Source organism: Pseudomonas sp. WC2 (assembly GCF_050586545.1).
In the GTDB taxonomy this organism is placed as follows: Bacteria; Pseudomonadota; Gammaproteobacteria; order Pseudomonadales; family Pseudomonadaceae; genus Aquipseudomonas.
This window is the reverse complement of sequence record NZ_JBOBDR010000004.1, coordinates 177,911-195,666: the sequence shown is the minus strand read 5'-3', so window position 1 is coordinate 195,666 and position 17,756 is coordinate 177,911. Positions and strand designations below refer to the sequence as shown.

The following is a 17,756-nucleotide window of genomic DNA, read 5'->3' as shown; positions in this document are numbered from 1 at the left end:
CGTAATGTATGCGAATGGGCGCCGTTGTGCGTTTAGTGTCTGGCCGTGGCCAGTCAACGCCCCATCCGAGCCTGACAGGTCGAACCTGCTGCAGCGCCCCTCGGACAGGTGGCGGGAAAACGGTACCAATTGGAGATGACCGTTTTGAAACGGTGGCGATTATAGCCGTCTAGACTGATCTTCCAAAGGGTTTCTGTCGGCCAGATGAAGATCGTTAATGGCGACCATAGTCGAAGCCGCATGGAGCCTGACCGCTCAGTCTGCCAAGATACCGCCCATCGTTCGGCAAGACCTCAGGAGTGAAGATGAATTTCCACACCCGCAAATGGGTAAAACCCGAAGACCTCAACCCTAACGGCACCCTGTTCGGTGGCAGCCTGCTGCGCTGGATCGACGAAGAAGCGGCGATTTACGCCATCGTGCAGTTGGGCAATCAGCGCGTGGTGACCAAGTACATTTCCGAAATCAACTTCGTCAGCGCCTCGCGTCAGGGCGACATCATCGAACTGGGCATCACCGCCACCGAGTTCGGCCGCACCTCGATCACCCTGACCTGTGAAGTGCGCAACAAGATCACCCGCAAGAGCATTCTCACCGTTGAGAAGATGGTGTTTGTGAACCTCGGCGAAGACGGCTTGCCGGCGCCGCATGGCCGCACTGAAATCAAATATGTGAAAGACCAGTTTCAGGAAGATGAGTTAGTCACCAAATAACATCGGCGGTGCTTTCTTCGCGAGCAAGCTCGCTCCCACAAGGTTCACGCTTTACCTGTGGGAGCTGGCCCTGCTAGCGATGGCGGTGGTGCAGCCACCGAATCTTCATCTGGCCACTGAACAGTCGTGAGCCGCGGGAGTCGTAGCTAAACACCACCCCCACGGTTCCCACGCCATGACCACCCCCACCGACGGCAAGACCCCCGATCTCTCGGCCAAAGAGCAACACGAAGTCGAGAAAAACCAGCCGCCCCGCGCGGCCGTTCTGCATGAAATCATCCGCTCGCAAGGCGATCAGGAACTGGAGCGCAGCATCGCCGCGCTCTGGTGGTCGGCGCTGGCGGCGGGGCTGACCATGGGCCTGTCGCTGATGGGCATGGGCTTGCTCAATTCGCGCCTGCCCGAGGGCGATGAATTCAAAGTGATCGCCAGTTTTGGCTACTGCGCCGGTTTCCTCGCGGTGATTCTCGCCCGTCAGCAACTGTTCACTGAAAACACCCTGACTGCCGTTCTGCCGGTGATGACCAAACCAACCCTTAAAAACTTCGGCCGGCTGATCCGGCTGTGGACGGTGGTGCTGGTCGGTAACCTCTGCGGCACGATTCTGGTGGCGTACGTGATGCTCGAACTGCCGATTTTCGACACCAAGACTGACCACGCCTTCCTCGAAATCGGCCGCAAAGTCATGGAGAACCATGCCAGCCAGATGTTCGCCAAAGGCATCGTTTCGGGCTGGATGATCGCCACCATGGTCTGGATGATCCCGTCCATGGAGAGCGCGAAGATGTGGATCATCATCCTCATCACCTATTTGATGGCGCTCGGCGACTTCACCCACATTGTGGTGGGTTCGGCGGAGGTGTCGTATCTGGTGTTTGCCGGCGAGTTGCCGTGGAGTGATTTCTGGGCGGTGTTCGCCGGTCCCACGCTGGCGGGGAACATCATCGGCGGCAGCTGTATTTTCGCGCTGATCAGCCATGCGCAGATTCGCAGCGAAAGCGGGGCGCCGAAGGAGTCTGCGGATCAGGCCGAGAAACCTGATCCGCAGCAGATCAAAAAATGATCAGTGGTGAGCGGCTTCGCTGATGGTCGCCGGCTCGTTGCGAGTCGCGTACTTGACCAGTTTGCCGATGGTCAGGCCCTGCAACAGGATCGACGACAGCACCACGATATAAGTGATGCTCAGCAGCAGATCGCGCTCCGGGCCCAGCGGCAGGGCCAGCGCCAGTGCCACCGAGACACCGCCGCGCAAACCGCCCCAGGTCAGAATGCGGATGGTGCCGGCGGGCACTGTCCGCCAGCGTCGCAGCAGGACAATCGCCGGGGCCACGGTGAGCAGGCGCGACAGCAGAATCGCCACCGCCAGCAAACCTGCTGCGGCCATGTGCAACCAGTTGAACGGCAGCAGCAACAGCTCCATGCCAATCAGCGCGAACAGCAGCGCATTGAGCATGTCATCCAGCAACTCCCAGAAACCGTCCAGATAGCGGCGGGTCATGTCATTCATCGCCAGATTGCGCCCGACGTTACCGATGATCAGACCGGCGACCACCATCGCAATCGGCGCGGAAACGTGAATCTCGGTGGCCATGGCCGAACCGCCGATGACCAGGGCCAATGTCAGCATCACGGTGATCTGATGCTGCTCGATGCTCTTGATCATCCGATAGACCAGATAACCGATGAGCCCGCCAAACAGCACGCCGCCAATCGCTTCGTGAACGAAGAGCATCGCCGTGGCGCTGACGGTCGGGGTTTCGCCGAGTTGGGCGATGCCCAGCAGCACGGTGAACACCACAACCGCCGTGCCGTCGTTGAACAGCGATTCGCCGACGATCGTGGTTTTCAACGGCTTCGACGCGTTGGCGGTGCGCAACACGCCGAGCACCGCGATCGGATCGGTCGGCGAAATCAGTGCACCGAACAGCAAGCAATACAAGAAGCTCACGTGCCAGCCGAACAGGGCAAAGATGTAATAGGCGATGCTGCCGATCACCGTGGTGGCAATCAATACGCCGAACGTCGCCAACAGACCGATGGGCCAGCGGTAGCTGCGCAGGTCGTTGAGGTTAACGTGCAGAGCGCCGGCGAAGAGCAGGAACGACAGCATCCAGTTCATCAGCAGATCGCCGAAGTCGATCTGGCCGATCAGCTGCTGTACGCGTTCTTCGAGGCCGGGATAGCCGAGCACGCTCAGGCCTTGCAGGATCAGCGAGAACAACAGTGCGGTAACCATCACGCCGATGGTCGGTGGCAGACCGATAAAACGGAAGTTGACGAAGGTCAAGAGGGTGGTGAGGCAGATGAAAGCGGCGACAAGTTCAAGCATCCGGGGTCCTTTGGATGAAGGGTGGAAAGACAGCGCTCCGAATCTTCGGTGCAGAGGTTGGATGGGCCGATTCGGGGTGAGGACACAATCCGTCCTCTCCGTTGGTCAGCCGCACGCATTGGTGTAGGGTCAACAAAAAAATCAAGGAGTGACACGTGCTGGCGACAGTTTTGGTATTGATGGCGGCGCTGTTGCATGCGACGTGGAATACGTTGATCAAGTTCAGCGCCGAACGTCTGCTGGTGGTGGCATGCATGGACACCGTGGCGCTGCTGGTGGTCGCCATTGCTTTGCCATTCGTGAGCTTGCCGCCCATGGAGATCTGGCCGTGGATTCTCGCGTCGGCGGCGTTTGAGCTGCTCTATCGCTATTTGCTGATTCAGGCATATCGAGTCGGCGATCTTGGGTTGGTCTATCCGTTGATGCGTGGATTGTCGCCGCTGGTGGTGCTGGCGTTGACCCTGATCTTCGCCGGTGAAGTGCTCACCACTCAGCAGATTTTCGGCATCATGCTGATTCCGTTGGGCATGGTGTGCCTGCTATGGCAGGGCGGCGGTGGCAAGCATTTGCCGTGGTCGATGCTCCCGGTGGTGGCGCTGATCGGCCTGTGCATCGGCTGCTACACCTACATCGATGGCCAGGCGCTGCGGCGCTGGTCGCATCCGCTGGATTATCTGGTCTGGGTCACGCTGCTTAGTGCCTGGCCGTTTCCGTTGCTGGCATGGGGCGCCAAGCGTCCGGCGTTCATGCTGTTCTGGCGAGAGCAATGGCGGCTGGGCCTGGCGGTGGGCGTCTGCGTATTGGCCAGCTACGCTCTGGTGCTATGGGCGATGCAGTTGGGCTCGATTGCCGAAGCGGCGGCGTTGCGCGAGATCAGCGTGATCCTGGTGGTGCTGTTCGGGATGCGCTACCTCAAAGAACCTTTCGGCCGGCCGCGGCTCTTAGCCTGTGGGCTGGTGTTGATTGGCATGCTGATCATGAAGTTCTGACGGCCCGCGAATTCTATAAATCGAAAAAAGGACGGCGTTATGACGGTAGCTCTGTGGTGTGTGTTGATCGCGATTTTTCTGCCGTACGTGTGCACGATTGTGGCGAAGGCGTCGGGTGGGTTCAGGCTCAGGGACAATTCCGATCCGCGGGATTTTCTCGACAGCGTCGATGGCGTCGCTCGTCGTGCACACGCGGCGCAACTCAACAGTTTTGAAGTGACGCCGGCGTTTGCCGCGGCGGTAATCGTTGCGCACTTGGTGGGCACGGCGGAACTGGTGACGGTCAATGTGCTGGCGGTGCTGTTTATCACCAGTCGCCTGCTCTACATCATTTGCTATCTGGCGGACTGGGCGGCGCTGCGTTCGCTGGTGTGGTTTGTGGGGATGGGGTTGATTGCTTCGTTCTTCTTTGTGTCGGTCTGATGCTTTTTTGGTGTTGCTGATGGTCCCTTCGCGAGCAGGCTCGCTCCTACAGTTGGAATGCGTTCCCCTGTAGGAGTGAGCCTGCTCGCGAAAGCTGCTGATCAGGCATCGAAGAACTCAGGATTTATCCTTGGGTGTATCCGCAACCTGCGGCACTTGCGGCAGCGCTGCGCCTTTTGGCCATAGCATCCAGATCTGCCCCTGTTGTTTCATGTCCCCGGCCAGTTGCCCGGCCGCATCGCCCGTGCCCCAGAACAGATCCGCACGCACCTCACCAGCAATCGCGCCGCCGGTATCCTGCGCCGCCACCGGGCGCACCAGTGCGGTGCCATCCGGACGCGTGGTCGACAGCCACAACAAACTGCCCAACGGAATCACCTTGCGATCCACCGCTGCGCTGTAGCCAGCGGTTAACGGCACGTTCAGCGAACCGCGCGGGCCTTCGTTGCTGTCCGGGTTGCGGGTGAAAAACACGTAACTCGGGTTGCTGCCGAGCAATTCCGGAATGCGCGACGGATTGGCCTTTGCCCAGTTGCTGATCGCGCTCATGGTCACGTCTTCTTTCTTTAGCTCACCTTGCTCGACCAGCCAGCGACCGATCGGACGATACGGGTGACCGTTCTGGTCGGCGTAGGCGATGCGCAGCTGTTTGCCGTCCTCGGTCTGAATCCGCCCCGAACCCTGAATCTGCAGAAATTGCAGGTGCATCGGATCGGTCAGGTAGGCGACCACAGGGGCTTTCACGCCTTTGGATTCGATGGTCGCGGCATCGTCGTAAGGCTTGAGCACTCGACCTTCGAGCCGACCACGCAGACGTTTACCTTTGAGTTCGGGATAAATGCTGTCCAGCGAGACGATGATCATGTCTTCGGGCACGCCGTACACCGGCACGTTCGCTACGTCGGTGGGTGTCAGGCTGCCGGGGTAGACCGGTTCGTAGTAGCCGGTGATCAAGCCGTTAGGGTTGTCGTTCTCGGCACGCAGGCCGTAGACATCGAGGTTCTGCTTGAGGAACGCGCGAATTTCGCTGGCACTCTGCGGCACATTGGCCGCTGCCGCGCAGGTGGTGCCCCAGACCGCATCAGCCTTGAGTCGGGTGCAAGCGCTGCGCCATGAGCCGAAACCGGCGACCAAGTCGCTGTCGGACACGGCCGGCAGTGCTTCCCAAGTGGCGCTGGAGTAAGTCGCCAAGGCGTGGGTTTTTGGCTTGGCGGGCTCGCCGCCAGTGCAGCCGGCGAGGATTGCCAGTATCGGCAAGGTTGCAATCAGTGGATGACGCCAGGCCTTGAAGCGGCTGTTCATGGAGTGATTCCTGTGCCGGTTGGCCGAGTGCTCCATGCGCTCAGGCAACCCGTATTTTTAATAGGGCTATTGGTGTTTGGCGGTGACGCGAGGATACTGGCCGCCGAATTCCGTGACCTGAAGCCACCATGACTCTTAAAAGCATTGCTGTTGTATTGCTGGCCTGTCTGACCTTGTCCGCCTGTGGCGGTGTCGATCCGAATTCCCCGCTGGGCCAGCGCAAGGCCATCTTCAAACAAATGCTCAAGACCGGCGAAGACCTTGGCGGCATGTTGCGCGGACGCATTCCGTTCGACGGGCCGAAATTTGCCGAAGGCGCGGCCAAGCTAGATGCGCTGTCCCATGAGCCGTGGAAGCATTTCCCGCAGGTGCGCGAAGAAGATCACACCAGCGCCAAGGACGACGTCTGGCAGAAACAGGCGCAGTTTCAGGAAATGGCCCGCAACCTTGAAGCGGCCACCGGTGAATTGGTGATCGCCAGTCAGGTTCAACCGTACAAGGTCAGCAATCTCGGACCGGCGGTGCAGAAAGTTGAAGATGCCTGCAGCGCTTGCCATAAACAGTTTCGGGATCATTGATATTTAAAGGATCGCAGCCTGCTGCAGCCCCTGCATTGATCAGGGCAACAGCTGCCGCTGGCTGCGATCTTTTAATTTTTATTTGTCGATTTCGTCCAGCGCTTCCTGCAGTTCTTTACGCGACTCGGCCAGTTTGTCTTTGCGCTTGTTGATCTTCTCCGCATCACCTTTCTTCATCGCCTTGTCGAGATCGGCCTGGCGCTCACTCACTTCGTGCTTGGCATCGAGCACCTTCTTTTCGCGCTCTTTCTTCAGGCCTGCGTCGGTGCAGTGTTCGGTCACTTCACGCAGTGCGGTTTCCAGGCCTGCCTGCTGATCGGCATTGCCGCGCGATTTGGCCTGTTCGATCTGATTCATGATGCCCTGCTTCTTGGCAGCACAACCGGTCAGGCCCGGCGCATCTTCGTCGGCCATCACAGGGGCGGCCATCACGCCGCAAAGGGTCAGCATGGCGAGCGGTGCGAGAAATTTCATAAAAGCTCCATGTGCAAAGGCAATCGGGTCGGTTGGGCACTGCGCTGTTGGAGCGCCTCGGCCGCCGTTGGGTTCCCGGCCAGCCGGGATTGCATGTTCAAAAACCGTCGATTCCGGCGGCGCGTAAAGTTTCACTCAGGGCCAGCACCTGCGGGTCGCGGAAGAATGCGCTCAGTTGCGCCGCGCGTCCCGGGCCGATGCCGGCTTCTGCCTGCCATTGTTCGGTGTCACGTTGTGCCAGCGCCTGCCACGAGTCAGCCAGTTGTGCCTGACCGGTTGGCGGCAAGCCCAAGGCCTTGAGCCATTGGCGAAACGGTTGTTGGCGGGCGCCGTGAAAGCTTTCAATCAGACGCGCGCTGCTGCGTTCGCCGAAGCCGGCAATGTTAGCAAGCTCTGGCGCATCGAGGGTCAACCAATCAAGCAGGTTGTTCAGGCGGCGTGTTTCGAGAAGTTTCTCCCAAGTACCACGGCCGACATGATGCATGTTCAGGCCCTGCTTGCCGCTGAGCCAGGTCAAACGGGCGAGAAACTGGCTTTCGCACCCTGCGGTCGGTTGCCAGCAGCTCAGCGCGTGAAAGTCTTCAGCGTCAGGGACGTTGAGGTCGGCCCGTTGGCTGGCGCGTAAAACCACACTGTCGAGCCGTGGGATCGTCAGGCCGGCAAGGCTGATCGCAACCTGGTCGCCGGGCCGAATGTCCAGTTCCTGCCAACGTTTCAAGGAACTGGCACTGACTCGCCTGATCTCCCGGTCATCCAGCATGACAGGCTTGAGCTCCAGTACGGGCGTGATGCGTCCGGTGCGACCGACTTTGAAATTGACCTTGCGAACTTCGGCCAACGCTTGGGCAAACGGGTATTTCCAGGCGACGGCCCAGTACGGCGCGCGAGCCTGCCAGCGTTCGGCGGGTGGTCGCCGGCTCTGGCGCAGAACTACGCCGTCACTGGCGAAGGGCAGCGGCGAGCGATACCAGTGATCGCGCCATTTCTGCGCCGCTGCGAAGTCGCTGACGGGATGGCTGTACGGTTCAATGGTGGCGAAACCCAGTGTCGCCAATTGGGTGAGTCGCTCGGGCAGATCCAGTGGCCCTTGCGGCCAGTCCCAGACGAACAGTCCGATGCCGCTGGCTTGTTCTGCATTCAAGGATTGACGGTTCATCAATCCGGCCACGGTGGCGCGCGCATTGACGCTGCCCGAGCGGACTTGCACATGTTCGCTGAGGCGCCAATAGAGTTCGCCCTGGACCAGCAGATCCAGCGGTTGTGTGAGGCGTTGCGGGATGGCTCTGATGGTTCGCGCCGATGTCGTCCAGTCCTGACCACGAAGCCCATCACCTCGGCTGATTGCCTGTTGCAAAACGCCCTCGCGATAAATCAACGTCACCGCGACGCCGTCGATTTTTGGCTGTATCCACACAGCCTGGCGATCCCGCAACCATGCTTCCACGGCCTCGGTCTTGTGAATTTTATCCAGACCTGTGTGGACGATGGGGTGGCTGACGGTGCCGGATGCTGTGCGCAGTGGTTCGGGCGACGAGGGCAGCTTGAAGCACTCACGCCATTCACTCAGACGCTGGCGCGATTGATCGTAGAGTTCATCGGCAATCAGTGAGCGGCCTTCGCGGTGGTAGGCGTCGTCCCAATGATTGACCTGTTTTTGCAGGGCGATTATTTCGCGCTTGGCTTGGGTGGGTGACCAGTCGGGGCATTGAGACGCGTAGCCCGTCAGGCATACAAGGTGCAGCAAAACAAACAAACACAAACGCATCGTGAGCGTCCTTGCTCATGGGTGTTCCTCAAGGTTAGTCAGGATTTTGAGCGAGGTTGGGCGGGTGTTTTTCGGGGTGTTGCAACGGCGCTAAATTAAAATTTGCAGGCATGAAAAAGCCCCGCACGGCGCGAACCGTGCGGGGCTTTTAGGTACCGCCGGGGAAAGCTTACAGACCAGCAGCAGCGCGCAGGGCGTCGGCGCGGTCGGTTTTTTCCCAGGTGAACGTGGTGAAGGTGTCTTCGCCAACAGTCTTGGTCTCTGGCGTGCGACCGAAGTGGCCGTACGCTGCAGTTTCCTGGTACATCGGGTGCAGCAGATCAAGCATGGTGGTGATTGCGTATGGACGCAGGTCGAACACTTCACGGACCAGTTTGACGATCTTGTCATCGCTGATCTTGCCGGTGCCGAAGGTGTTCAGCGAGATCGAAGTCGGCTGAGCCACGCCGATCGCGTAGGAAACCTGAATCTCGCAACGCTCGGCCAGGCCGGCAGCGACGATGTTCTTGGCAACGTAACGGCCAGCGTAGGCAGCCGAACGGTCAACCTTCGATGGATCCTTACCGGAGAACGCGCCGCCGCCGTGACGGGCCATGCCGCCGTAGCTGTCGACGATGATCTTGCGACCGGTCAGACCGCAGTCACCTACCGGGCCGCCAATGATGAACTGGCCGGTCGGGTTGATGTGGAACTGGGTGTCTTTGCTCAGCAGTTCGGCAGGCAGTACGTGCTTGACGATCAGCTCCATCACGCCTTCGCGCAGGTCTTTGTACGACACTTCAGGGTTGTGCTGGGTCGACAGAACAACCGCGTCGATACCGACAACCTTGCCGCCTTCGTAACGGCAAGTCACTTGCGACTTGGCGTCTGGGCGCAGCCAAGGCAGCAGACCCGATTTACGGGCTTCGGCCTGGCGCTGCACCAACTGGTGCGAGAAGGTGATCGGCGCTGGCATCAAAACGTCAGTTTCGTTGCTGGCGTAGCCGAACATCAGGCCTTGGTCGCCGGCGCCCTGATCTTCAGGCTTTGCACGGTCAACACCTTGGTTGATGTCTGGGGACTGCTTGCCGATGATGTTCATCACGCCGCACGTCGCGCCGTCGAAGCCGACGTCGGAGCTGTTATAGCCGATGTCGAGAATCACGTTACGCACGATCTCTTCCAGATCGACCCAAGCACTGGTGGTCACTTCACCGGCAACGATGGCCACGCCAGTCTTGACCAGAGTTTCCACGGCAACGCGTGCGTGTTTGTCCTGGGTAATGATGGCGTCCAGCACCGCATCGGAAATCTGGTCGGCGATTTTGTCCGGATGTCCTTCGGACACGGACTCGGAGGTGAAGAGGGAGTATTCGCTCATCTCGATGTTTTCCTGAATTTACCGATGGTGAGTGTCGCCAGCCGGTCGCTGAAAGTGGCGGACCTGGATCTGGAAACCATTACGTAAGCCTACATAGAGGCTTTCCCCGGGAACGAGTCCCGCAGCGGTGGCCCAACGGGCCAAATCGTCCTGTTCAAACCCCAACCAGAGATCACCGCAGGCCTCCCTGGCCCAACTCTGGTTGTGGCTACATAACTCTGTCACGAGCAGGCTACCGCCCGGTTGCAGCAGGTCGGCCATGTGCTTGAGCGCATCGGCCGGCGCGGCGAAATGGTGCAACACCATGTTCAGTACAACGCAATCGGCCTTGAGGCTGGTGCCGTTCAATGCATCGGCCAATTGCAGGCTGACGTTAGCCAGCTGTTCACGTTCACATACCTGACGCGCCAGTTCGAGCATCGCCGGGCTGTTGTCCAGCGCGGTTACGCTGCCGAAGCGACGGGCCAGTTCCGGCAGAAAAGCACCATCGCCGGGGCCGACTTCGATGGCCGTGGCTGCACCGTCGAAGTTCAGTTTGTCGAGCAGGGCCAGCACGCTGTCGCGGTATTGCGGCAGGCCTGCGATCAAGTCTTGCTGGGCGCGAAATTTCTCTGCAACCCGGGCGAAAAAGTCCTGGCTGGCCGCAGCACGTTGGCCGTGCACCTGTTCGATGCGCGCTCGCACATCGTCAGGCAGATCGAGGTTGTCGACTTCTTCTAACAATGCCGCGTGCAATTTGCCGCCGAGCAATCCGGTGTGGGGCAGGGCGCGGCGATAAAAAATCGCGTTGCCTTCGCGGCGCGTCGCCACCAGATCTGCCTGCGCCAACACTTTAAGGTGATGACTCATGCCGGACTGACCGATGCCGAAAATCTGCGCCAGCTCCAGTACACCGAACGAGTCGTTGGCCAGGGCGCGCAATACATTCAGCCGCAACGGATCGCCGCCGGCCTTGCACAGGGCCGCCAGCTCGTCGCAATCGTCGTGGCGAATGGAAGGCACGCGTAAATTCATAGGGCCGCAGTCTAGTGACGGTGAGAATTCCTCGCAAGGGCAATATCAAAAAGTTTTGATATTGCTCGATAAATGGCACTTCTCACGAAACGGTTAACTCTACAAACGAGTAGCGGAAAGGTTTCACCAATAGAAAGCGCCGCTATCCATTGGAAAAACGCCCCCGGATGACTATCTGTCATTGCCCCGAGGCGCTCCGGTGAGGGAAAATGCCCTCCTTTTTTCCGTTTCGACTTACCAGAACCCAGGAGATCAGCGATGCCTAGCCGTCGTGAGCGTGCCAACGCCATTCGTGCCCTCAGCATGGATGCCGTGCAAAAAGCCAACAGCGGCCATCCCGGTGCCCCTATGGGTATGGCAGATATCGCCGAAGTGCTTTGGCGCGACTACCTCAAGCACAACCCGAGCAATCCATCGTTTGCCGACCGTGACCGCTTCGTGCTGTCCAACGGCCACGGCTCGATGTTGATCTACTCGCTGCTGCACCTGACCGGTTACGACCTGTCGATCGACGACCTCAAGCAGTTCCGTCAACTGCACAGCCGCACCCCGGGCCACCCGGAATTCGGTTACACCCCGGGCGTTGAAACCACCACCGGCCCGCTGGGTCAGGGTCTGGCCAACGCTGTGGGCTTCGCCCTGGCAGAAAAAGTTTTGGGCGCGCAGTTCAACCGTCCTGGCCACGACATCGTCGATCACCACACCTACGTGTTCCTGGGTGATGGCTGCATGATGGAAGGCATTTCCCACGAAGTCGCTTCCCTGGCCGGCACTCTGGGTCTGGGCAAGCTGATTGCCTTCTACGATGACAACGGCATCTCCATCGACGGCGAAGTCGAAGGCTGGTTCACCGATGACACGCCGAAGCGTTTCGAAGCCTACAACTGGCAGGTGATCCGCAACGTTGACGGTCACGACCCGGAAGAGATCAAGACCGCCATCGAAACCGCGCGCAAGAGCGCGCAGCCGACGCTGATCTGCTGCAAGACCACCATCGGTTTCGGTTCGCCGAACAAGCAGGGCAAAGAAGACTGCCACGGCGCGCCACTGGGTGACGCGGAAATCGCTCTGACTCGTCAGGCGCTGAACTGGAACCACGGCCCGTTCGAAATCCCGGCCGATATCTATGCCGAGTGGGATGCCAAGGAAAAAGGCCGGGCGGCCGAAGCCGAGTGGGATCAGCGTTTCGCTGCTTACTCCGCCGAGTTCCCGATCGAAGCCAACGAACTGATCCGTCGTCTGAGCGGTGAGCTGCCGGCTGACTTCTCCGAAAAAGCCTCGGCTTACATCGCTGAAGTTGCGGCCAAAGGCGAAACCATCGCCAGCCGTAAGGCCAGCCAGAACACCCTGAACGCGTTCGGCCCATTGCTGCCGGAACTGCTTGGCGGTTCGGCTGACCTGGCCGGTTCCAACCTGACCCTGTGGAAAGGTTGCAAAGGTGTCAGCGCTGAAGATGCCAGCGGCAACTACATGTACTACGGCGTGCGCGAGTTCGGCATGACCGCAATCATGAACGGCGTGACCCTGCACGGCGGCCTGGTGCCTTACGGCGCGACCTTCCTGATGTTCATGGAATATGCGCGCAACGCCGTGCGCATGTCGGCGCTGATGAAGAAGCAAGTCATCCACGTCTACACCCACGACTCCATCGGTCTGGGCGAAGACGGCCCGACGCACCAGCCGATCGAGCAGCTGACCAGCCTGCGTACCACACCGAACCTCGACACCTGGCGTCCAGCCGATGCCGTTGAATCGGCCGTGGCCTGGAAAAACGCTCTGGAGCGTAAGGACGGCCCATCGGCGCTGATCTTCTCGCGTCAGAACCTGCAACACCAGGAACGCGATGCCGGCCAGATCGCCGCCATCAGCCGTGGCGGTTACGTGTTGAAGGACTGCGCAGGCGAGCCTGAGCTGATCCTGATTTCGACCGGTTCGGAAGTGGGCCTGGCGGTTCAGGCTTACGACAAGCTGACCGAGCAAGGCCGCAAAGTGCGCGTGGTTTCCATGCCTTGCACCAGTGTGTTCGATGCTCAGGACGCTGGATACAAGCAGGACGTGCTGCCGCTGCAGGTCAGCGCACGTATCGCCATCGAAGCGGCTCACGCCGATTTCTGGTTCAAGTACGTGGGTCTGGAAGGTCGCGTGATCGGCATGACCACTTACGGCGAATCGGCTCCGGCTTCGGCACTGTTCGAAGAATTCGGCTTCACCCTGGAAAACATCCTGGGTCAGGCTGAAGAGCTGCTGGAAGACTGATCCAGAAAAGATGTCGTCTGAGCTGACGCCTTCGCGAGCAGGCTCGCTCCCACAGGGAAATGCATTCCAATGTGGGAGCGAGCCTGCTCGCGAAAGTGTTGGTTCAGGCAACATCGCACTGCCTGATTCACCACGGTAATCGAGAACCCCATGCCTCAACCGCGTCCCTTCAAAGTTGCACTCAACGGCTATGGCCGGATTGGTCGTTGCGTCTTGCGTGCGTTGTTTGAGCGAGGCGAGAAAGCCGGGTTTGAAATTGTCGCGATCAACGATCTGGCGGACATGGCCAGCATCGAATACCTGACACGCTTCGACTCCACCCACGGCCGTTTTCCCGGCGAAGTGCGAGTAGAAGGCGATTGTCTCTACATTAATGGCGACTGCGTGAAGGTTCTGCGCAGTGCCACCCCCGAAGGCATCGATTGGGCGTCGCTGGGCGTCGATCTCGTGCTCGAATGTTCCGGTGCCTACAACACCCGTGAAGACGGCCAGCGCTTTCTCGACGCCGGCGCGCCACGCGTGTTGTTCTCGCAGCCGATGGCCAGCGAGGCGGATGTCGACGCGACCATTGTTTACGGCGTCAATCAGGATTGCCTGACCGGCGACGAACTGCTGGTGTCCAACGCCTCCTGCACCACCAACTGCGGCGTGCCGCTGTTGCGTTTGCTCGACAAGGCAATCGGCCTCGATTACGTGTCGATCACCACGATTCACTCGGCGATGAACGATCAGCCAGTGATCGACGCTTATCACCACGAAGACCTGCGCCGCACCCGTTCGGCGTTCCAGTCGGTGATCCCGGTGTCCACTGGTCTGGCGCGGGGTATCGAGCGCCTGCTGCCGGAACTTGCCGGGCGAATTCAGGCCAAAGCCGTACGCGTGCCGACGGTCAACGTGTCTTGCCTCGACATCACGATGCAGACCGCCACCGCGACCGACGCCAATGAGATCAACCGGATCCTGCGCGAGGCCGCTACCAGCGGCCCGCTCAAAGGCCTGCTGGCCTACACCGAGTTGCCGCATGCCAGCTGTGATTTCAACCATGACCCACATTCGGCCATCGTCGATGCCAGTCAGACCCGTGTTTCCGGCCCCAAACTGGTAAACATCCTGGCCTGGTTCGACAACGAATGGGGTTTTGCCAACCGAATGCTGGACGTTGCAGAACACTATCTGCAAACAGCAACTTCAAAAAAACCGTAGGAAGTGCGACCCATGACCGTGTTGAAGATGTCCGACCTCGATCTGCAAGGTAAGCGCGTATTGATCCGCGAAGACCTCAACGTCCCAGTCAAGGACGGTGTTGTCACCAGCGATGCGCGTATCCTGGCTTCGCTGCCGACCATCAAGCTGGCCCTGGAAAAAGGTGCGGCCGTGATGGTCTGCTCGCACCTTGGCCGTCCGACCGAAGGCGAGTTCTCTGCCGAGAACAGCCTCAAGCCAGTCGCTGACTACCTGAGCAAGGCTCTGGGCCGTGAAGTGCCGCTGGTGGCTGATTACCTCGGCGGCGCCGACGTCAAGGCTGGCGACATCGTGCTGTTCGAAAACGTGCGCTTCAACAAAGGCGAGAAAAAGAACGCTGACGAACTGGCCCAGCAATACGCCGCCCTGTGCGACGTGTTCGTGATGGACGCCTTCGGCACCGCTCACCGCGCCGAAGGTTCGACCCACGGCGTGGCCAAGTTCGCCAAAGTCGCCGCCGCTGGCCCGTTGCTGGCCGCTGAACTGGATGCACTGGGCAAAGCCCTCGGCGCACCGGCTCAGCCAATGGCAGCCATCGTTGCCGGCTCCAAAGTCTCGACCAAACTGGACGTGCTGAACAGCCTGAGCCAGATCTGCGATCAACTGATCGTCGGCGGCGGCATCGCCAACACCTTCCTCGCAGCGGCCGGTCACCCGGTTGGCAAATCCCTGTACGAACCAGACCTGCTCGACACCGCGCGCGCCATTGCTGCCAAAGTCAGCGTGCCATTGCCGGTCGACGTAGTGGTTGCCAAGGAATTCGCTGAAACCGCTGAAGCCACCGTCAAGCTGATCGCTGATGTGGCTGCTGATGACATGATTCTGGACATCGGCCCGCAAACCGCAGCTAACTTCGCCGAATTGCTGAAATCGTCGAAAACGATTCTGTGGAACGGCCCCGTCGGTGTGTTCGAATTCGACCAGTTCGGCAACGGCACCAAAGTGCTGGCCCAGGCCATCGCTGAAAGCTCGGCGTTCTCCATCGCTGGTGGTGGCGACACCCTGGCCGCGATCGATAAATATGGCGTGGCTGAGCAAATCTCCTACATTTCCACCGGTGGTGGCGCGTTCCTCGAATTCGTCGAGGGCAAAGTGCTGCCAGCCGTTGAAGTCCTGGAAAGCCGGGCCAAGGCCTGAGGCCGCCCGTTTGGCCAGGCAAAGGAGTGTTTACATGGTCAAGTCGTTAGCGCTGTTGTTGCTGACCGGTACGCTGGCGGCCTGCGGGAGTAACCCGAAGGCCGAAGCCACGCCCGCACCGAGCGAGTCGCAGAAGGGCTGTTATCAGGCCGACTGGCAGGCCGAAACCAACCCGGTGCTGAACAAGCGCTCGGGCCCGGACGGTCTGGAGAAGTACGAGACGCAAACCCCGGCCAAGGAACATGGTTGTCCTTGACGGGTCTGACTCTTTAACTCAGGGCTGGCGGCGTGCGCCGTCAGTCGAGGTACACGGATGAAAGGCTTGATCGCCATTGCGGCGTTGGCATTGTTGGGCGGTTGCGCGCAGTTGAACCTGTTTCAGTCATCTGCTCCGGCAGATAACTGGACGACCTGGACCTGCGACAGCCAGGCCAAAGTGCTGTGGCGTTACGCCGACGCCGGCCAGAAGGAGGTCGACGTGCGGCTGGGTGGCGGTGATCAGGTCTACCGTCTGAAAGAAGAGCCGGGCGCCTCGGGCACGCTGTACAGCGACGGCATGCTGGCGTTTCACGTCAAAGGTGACGAAGGCCTGGTCTACTGGGTCGCCACCAGTGACCTGATCGGCCGCGGCTGCAAAGCGCAGTAATTGACACACCACAGTTCTAATGTGGGAGCTGTGGAGTTCTCAGGATTTTGCTTTATCGAATCACCAGACCGGGCCTCAACCCCCGATCTGCAATCACTTGAATAGCCGCCGCCGCTCCGGCAGGCTGGCACGATTAACGACCCTAAACCGGGAGAGACACACACAATGGCACTTATCAGCATGCGCCAGATGTTGGACCACGCAGCCGAATTCGGCTACGGCGTTCCAGCCTTCAACGTCAACAACCTTGAGCAGATGCGCGCCATCATGGAAGCCGCTGACAAGACTGACTCCCCGGTGATCGTTCAGGCTTCGGCCGGCGCCCGTAAATACGCCGGCGCGCCATTCCTGCGTCACCTGATCCTGGCCGCGATCGAAGAATTCCCGCACATCCCGGTGTGCATGCACCAGGACCACGGCACCAGCCCTGACGTCTGCCAGCGCTCGATTCAATTGGGCTTCAGCTCGGTGATGATGGACGGCTCGCTGGGCGAAGACGGCAAGACCCCGACTGACTACGACTACAACGTCCGCGTTACCCAACAAACCGTGGCCATGGCACACGCCTGTGGCGTTTCGGTAGAAGGCGAGCTGGGTTGCCTGGGTTCGCTGGAAACAGGTATGGCCGGCGAAGAAGACGGCATCGGCGCTGAAGGCGTTCTGGATCACAGCCAAATGCTGACCGACCCGGAAGAAGCCGCTGACTTCGTCAAGCGCACCCAGGTCGATGCCCTGGCCATCGCCATCGGCACCAGCCATGGCGCCTACAAGTTCACCAAGCCACCTACCGGCGACGTGCTGGCGATCGACCGCATCAAGGAAATCCACAAGCGCATCCCGAACACCCACCTGGTGATGCACGGTTCGTCCTCGGTGCCACAAGAGTGGCTGGCGATCATCAACCAGTACGGCGGCGACATCAAAGAAACCTACGGCGTTCCGGTTGAAGAAATCGTCGAAGGCATCAAGCACGGCGTGCGCAAAGTCAACATCGACACCGACCTGCGTCTGGCATCCACCGGCGCCATGCGTCGCCTGATGGCCACCAACCCGAGCGAATTCGATCCGCGTAAGTTCTTCGGCGCGACTGTTACTGCGATGCGTGATGTATGTATCGCTCGCTACGAAGCCTTCGGCACTGCGGGCAATGCTTCGAAGATCAAGCCGATCTCCTTGGAAGCGATGTATCAGCGTTATCTGAAGGGTGAGTTGAACGCTAAGGTTAACTAAGCCGCTGGTGTTTTAGCTGAATTAAAAAACCCGCCGAGAGGCGGGTTTTTTGTAGGTGCGGTTTTGCAAGTTTTAAAGAGAAATACGCTGCATCGGTTAACTATGAATATTAAAAGGAGGGCTCCAGTTCGAGAACTGGCCATACACTTGGTAGCTGCGAGCGGTAATCATAAACCACTGGTTCGGCGGGATGTTGATGTCGATAGCCCAGAATCCGTTGATGGCCACTCCACCCCCCCAATCTATTACCGCTATCAACTTGGAAAATCTCTACGCTGGAGTTTGCGGGTGCAGTACC

General features: G+C 59.6%; 17 protein-coding genes and 1 riboswitch. Of the genes, 11 read left to right on the top strand and 6 right to left on the bottom strand.

The window, feature by feature from the left end:
- Positions 1 to 9: 9 nt before the first annotated feature.
- A riboswitch (S-adenosyl-L-homocysteine riboswitch) is annotated at positions 10 to 108 on the bottom strand.
- Between the two features lie 197 nt (positions 109 to 305).
- Together ACQ4OE_RS06515 and ACQ4OE_RS06510 are read left to right on the top strand one after the other, a co-directional pair.
- On the top strand, positions 306 to 713 hold the full coding sequence (locus ACQ4OE_RS06515; protein WP_016984776.1) for an acyl-CoA thioesterase: 408 nt from the start codon (positions 306 to 308) through the stop codon (positions 711 to 713).
- A gap of 175 nt (positions 714 to 888) precedes the next feature.
- Positions 889 to 1,776: a formate/nitrite transporter family protein gene (locus tag ACQ4OE_RS06510; RefSeq protein WP_122594711.1), complete on the top strand. Its 888-nt coding sequence runs from the start codon at positions 889 to 891 to the stop codon at positions 1,774 to 1,776.
- On the opposite strand, the gene ACQ4OE_RS06505 is transcribed toward ACQ4OE_RS06510, so the two are convergent.
- Entirely contained in the window at positions 1,777 to 3,042 is a 1,266-nt protein-coding gene (locus ACQ4OE_RS06505) for a cation:proton antiporter (RefSeq protein ID WP_430946147.1), read from the bottom strand.
- Between the two features lie 155 nt (positions 3,043 to 3,197).
- Here ACQ4OE_RS06505 and ACQ4OE_RS06500 point away from each other — a divergent pair, with 155 nt between their 5' ends.
- Together ACQ4OE_RS06500 and ACQ4OE_RS06495 are read left to right on the top strand one after the other, a co-directional pair.
- Positions 3,198 to 4,031 (top strand): EamA family transporter, encoded by an 834-nt coding sequence (locus ACQ4OE_RS06500; protein ID WP_430946146.1) that lies wholly within the window; start codon positions 3,198 to 3,200, stop codon positions 4,029 to 4,031.
- Between the two features lie 39 nt (positions 4,032 to 4,070).
- Positions 4,071 to 4,454 carry an MAPEG family protein gene (locus ACQ4OE_RS06495; RefSeq protein WP_122594714.1) on the top strand — a complete coding sequence of 128 codons (384 nt, stop codon included), beginning with the start codon at positions 4,071 to 4,073 and terminating at the stop codon, positions 4,452 to 4,454.
- Between the two features lie 117 nt (positions 4,455 to 4,571).
- Here ACQ4OE_RS06495 and mltA read toward each other — a convergent pair whose 3' ends face one another.
- The gene (mltA, locus tag ACQ4OE_RS06490) at positions 4,572 to 5,756 is read right to left on the bottom strand and encodes a murein transglycosylase A (RefSeq protein ID WP_430946145.1); all 1,185 of its coding nucleotides are present in this window, start codon (positions 5,754 to 5,756) and stop codon (positions 4,572 to 4,574) included.
- Between the two features lie 128 nt (positions 5,757 to 5,884).
- Between mltA and ACQ4OE_RS06485 the strand changes: the two genes are divergently transcribed.
- Positions 5,885 to 6,334, top strand: coding sequence for a cytochrome c (locus ACQ4OE_RS06485; RefSeq protein ID WP_122594716.1), 450 nt, complete (start codon positions 5,885 to 5,887; stop codon positions 6,332 to 6,334).
- 78 nt (positions 6,335 to 6,412) lie between these two features.
- On the opposite strand, the gene ACQ4OE_RS06480 is transcribed toward ACQ4OE_RS06485, so the two are convergent.
- From ACQ4OE_RS06480 to ACQ4OE_RS06465, 4 genes are all read right to left on the bottom strand, one after another.
- A complete protein-coding gene (locus ACQ4OE_RS06480; RefSeq protein ID WP_430946144.1) occupies positions 6,413 to 6,808 on the bottom strand; it encodes a DUF1090 domain-containing protein in 396 nt (131 codons plus the stop codon).
- 97 nt (positions 6,809 to 6,905) lie between these two features.
- Positions 6,906 to 8,573, bottom strand: a complete 1,668-nt coding sequence (gene ligB, locus ACQ4OE_RS06475) for an NAD-dependent DNA ligase LigB (RefSeq protein WP_430946143.1) — start codon at positions 8,571 to 8,573, stop codon at positions 6,906 to 6,908.
- Between the two features lie 169 nt (positions 8,574 to 8,742).
- Complete coding sequence (metK, locus tag ACQ4OE_RS06470; protein ID WP_008081040.1) at positions 8,743 to 9,933, bottom strand: methionine adenosyltransferase; 1,191 nt, start codon at positions 9,931 to 9,933, stop codon at positions 8,743 to 8,745.
- Between the two features lie 18 nt (positions 9,934 to 9,951).
- Entirely contained in the window at positions 9,952 to 10,947 is a 996-nt protein-coding gene (locus ACQ4OE_RS06465; RefSeq protein WP_430946142.1) for an ArsR/SmtB family transcription factor, read from the bottom strand.
- Between the two features lie 258 nt (positions 10,948 to 11,205).
- On the opposite strand from ACQ4OE_RS06465, the gene tkt reads away from it, so the two are divergent.
- From tkt to fba, 6 genes are all read left to right on the top strand, one after another.
- Positions 11,206 to 13,203, top strand: coding sequence for a transketolase (gene tkt, locus ACQ4OE_RS06460; protein ID WP_430946141.1), 1,998 nt, complete (start codon positions 11,206 to 11,208; stop codon positions 13,201 to 13,203).
- 150 nt (positions 13,204 to 13,353) lie between these two features.
- Positions 13,354 to 14,406, top strand: coding sequence for an erythrose-4-phosphate dehydrogenase (gene epd / locus ACQ4OE_RS06455; RefSeq protein ID WP_430946140.1), 1,053 nt, complete (start codon positions 13,354 to 13,356; stop codon positions 14,404 to 14,406).
- Positions 14,407 to 14,418: 12 nt separating this feature from the next.
- Positions 14,419 to 15,582: a phosphoglycerate kinase gene (locus tag ACQ4OE_RS06450; protein WP_430946139.1), complete on the top strand. Its 1,164-nt coding sequence runs from the start codon at positions 14,419 to 14,421 to the stop codon at positions 15,580 to 15,582.
- Between the two features lie 34 nt (positions 15,583 to 15,616).
- Entirely contained in the window at positions 15,617 to 15,838 is a 222-nt protein-coding gene (locus tag ACQ4OE_RS06445) for a hypothetical protein (RefSeq protein ID WP_064119176.1), read from the top strand.
- Between the two features lie 57 nt (positions 15,839 to 15,895).
- A complete protein-coding gene (locus tag ACQ4OE_RS06440) occupies positions 15,896 to 16,228 on the top strand; it encodes an MliC family protein (protein ID WP_430946138.1) in 333 nt (110 codons plus the stop codon).
- Between the two features lie 165 nt (positions 16,229 to 16,393).
- The gene (gene fba, locus ACQ4OE_RS06435) at positions 16,394 to 17,458 is read left to right on the top strand and encodes a class II fructose-bisphosphate aldolase (protein WP_008081027.1); all 1,065 of its coding nucleotides are present in this window, start codon (positions 16,394 to 16,396) and stop codon (positions 17,456 to 17,458) included.
- The last annotated feature ends 298 nt before the right edge of the window (positions 17,459 to 17,756 follow it).

Excerpts from the sequence above, each read along its gene's own strand:
- ACQ4OE_RS06450 (WP_430946139.1), top strand. The coding sequence starts at position 14,419 with ATGACCGTGTTGAAGATGTCCGACCTCGATCTGCAAGGTAAGCGCGTA.
- ACQ4OE_RS06485 (WP_122594716.1), top strand. The coding sequence starts at position 5,885 with ATGACTCTTAAAAGCATTGCTGTTGTATTGCTGGCCTGTCTGACCTTG.
- ACQ4OE_RS06480 (WP_430946144.1), bottom strand. The coding sequence starts at position 6,808 with ATGAAATTTCTCGCACCGCTCGCCATGCTGACCCTTTGCGGCGTGATG.
- ACQ4OE_RS06465 (WP_430946142.1), bottom strand. The coding sequence starts at position 10,947 with ATGAATTTACGCGTGCCTTCCATTCGCCACGACGATTGCGACGAGCTG.
- tkt (WP_430946141.1), top strand. The coding sequence starts at position 11,206 with ATGCCTAGCCGTCGTGAGCGTGCCAACGCCATTCGTGCCCTCAGCATG.
- ACQ4OE_RS06495 (WP_122594714.1), top strand. The coding sequence starts at position 4,071 with ATGACGGTAGCTCTGTGGTGTGTGTTGATCGCGATTTTTCTGCCGTAC.
- metK (WP_008081040.1), bottom strand. The coding sequence starts at position 9,933 with ATGAGCGAATACTCCCTCTTCACCTCCGAGTCCGTGTCCGAAGGACAT.
- ACQ4OE_RS06515 (WP_016984776.1), top strand. The coding sequence starts at position 306 with ATGAATTTCCACACCCGCAAATGGGTAAAACCCGAAGACCTCAACCCT.
- ligB (WP_430946143.1), bottom strand. The coding sequence starts at position 8,573 with ATGCGTTTGTGTTTGTTTGTTTTGCTGCACCTTGTATGCCTGACGGGC.
- ACQ4OE_RS06445 (WP_064119176.1), top strand. The coding sequence starts at position 15,617 with ATGGTCAAGTCGTTAGCGCTGTTGTTGCTGACCGGTACGCTGGCGGCC.
- mltA (WP_430946145.1), bottom strand. The coding sequence starts at position 5,756 with ATGAACAGCCGCTTCAAGGCCTGGCGTCATCCACTGATTGCAACCTTG.
- epd (WP_430946140.1), top strand. The coding sequence starts at position 13,354 with ATGCCTCAACCGCGTCCCTTCAAAGTTGCACTCAACGGCTATGGCCGG.
- fba (WP_008081027.1), top strand. The coding sequence starts at position 16,394 with ATGGCACTTATCAGCATGCGCCAGATGTTGGACCACGCAGCCGAATTC.
- ACQ4OE_RS06440 (WP_430946138.1), top strand. The coding sequence starts at position 15,896 with ATGAAAGGCTTGATCGCCATTGCGGCGTTGGCATTGTTGGGCGGTTGC.
- ACQ4OE_RS06505 (WP_430946147.1), bottom strand. The coding sequence starts at position 3,042 with ATGCTTGAACTTGTCGCCGCTTTCATCTGCCTCACCACCCTCTTGACC.
- ACQ4OE_RS06510 (WP_122594711.1), top strand. The coding sequence starts at position 889 with ATGACCACCCCCACCGACGGCAAGACCCCCGATCTCTCGGCCAAAGAG.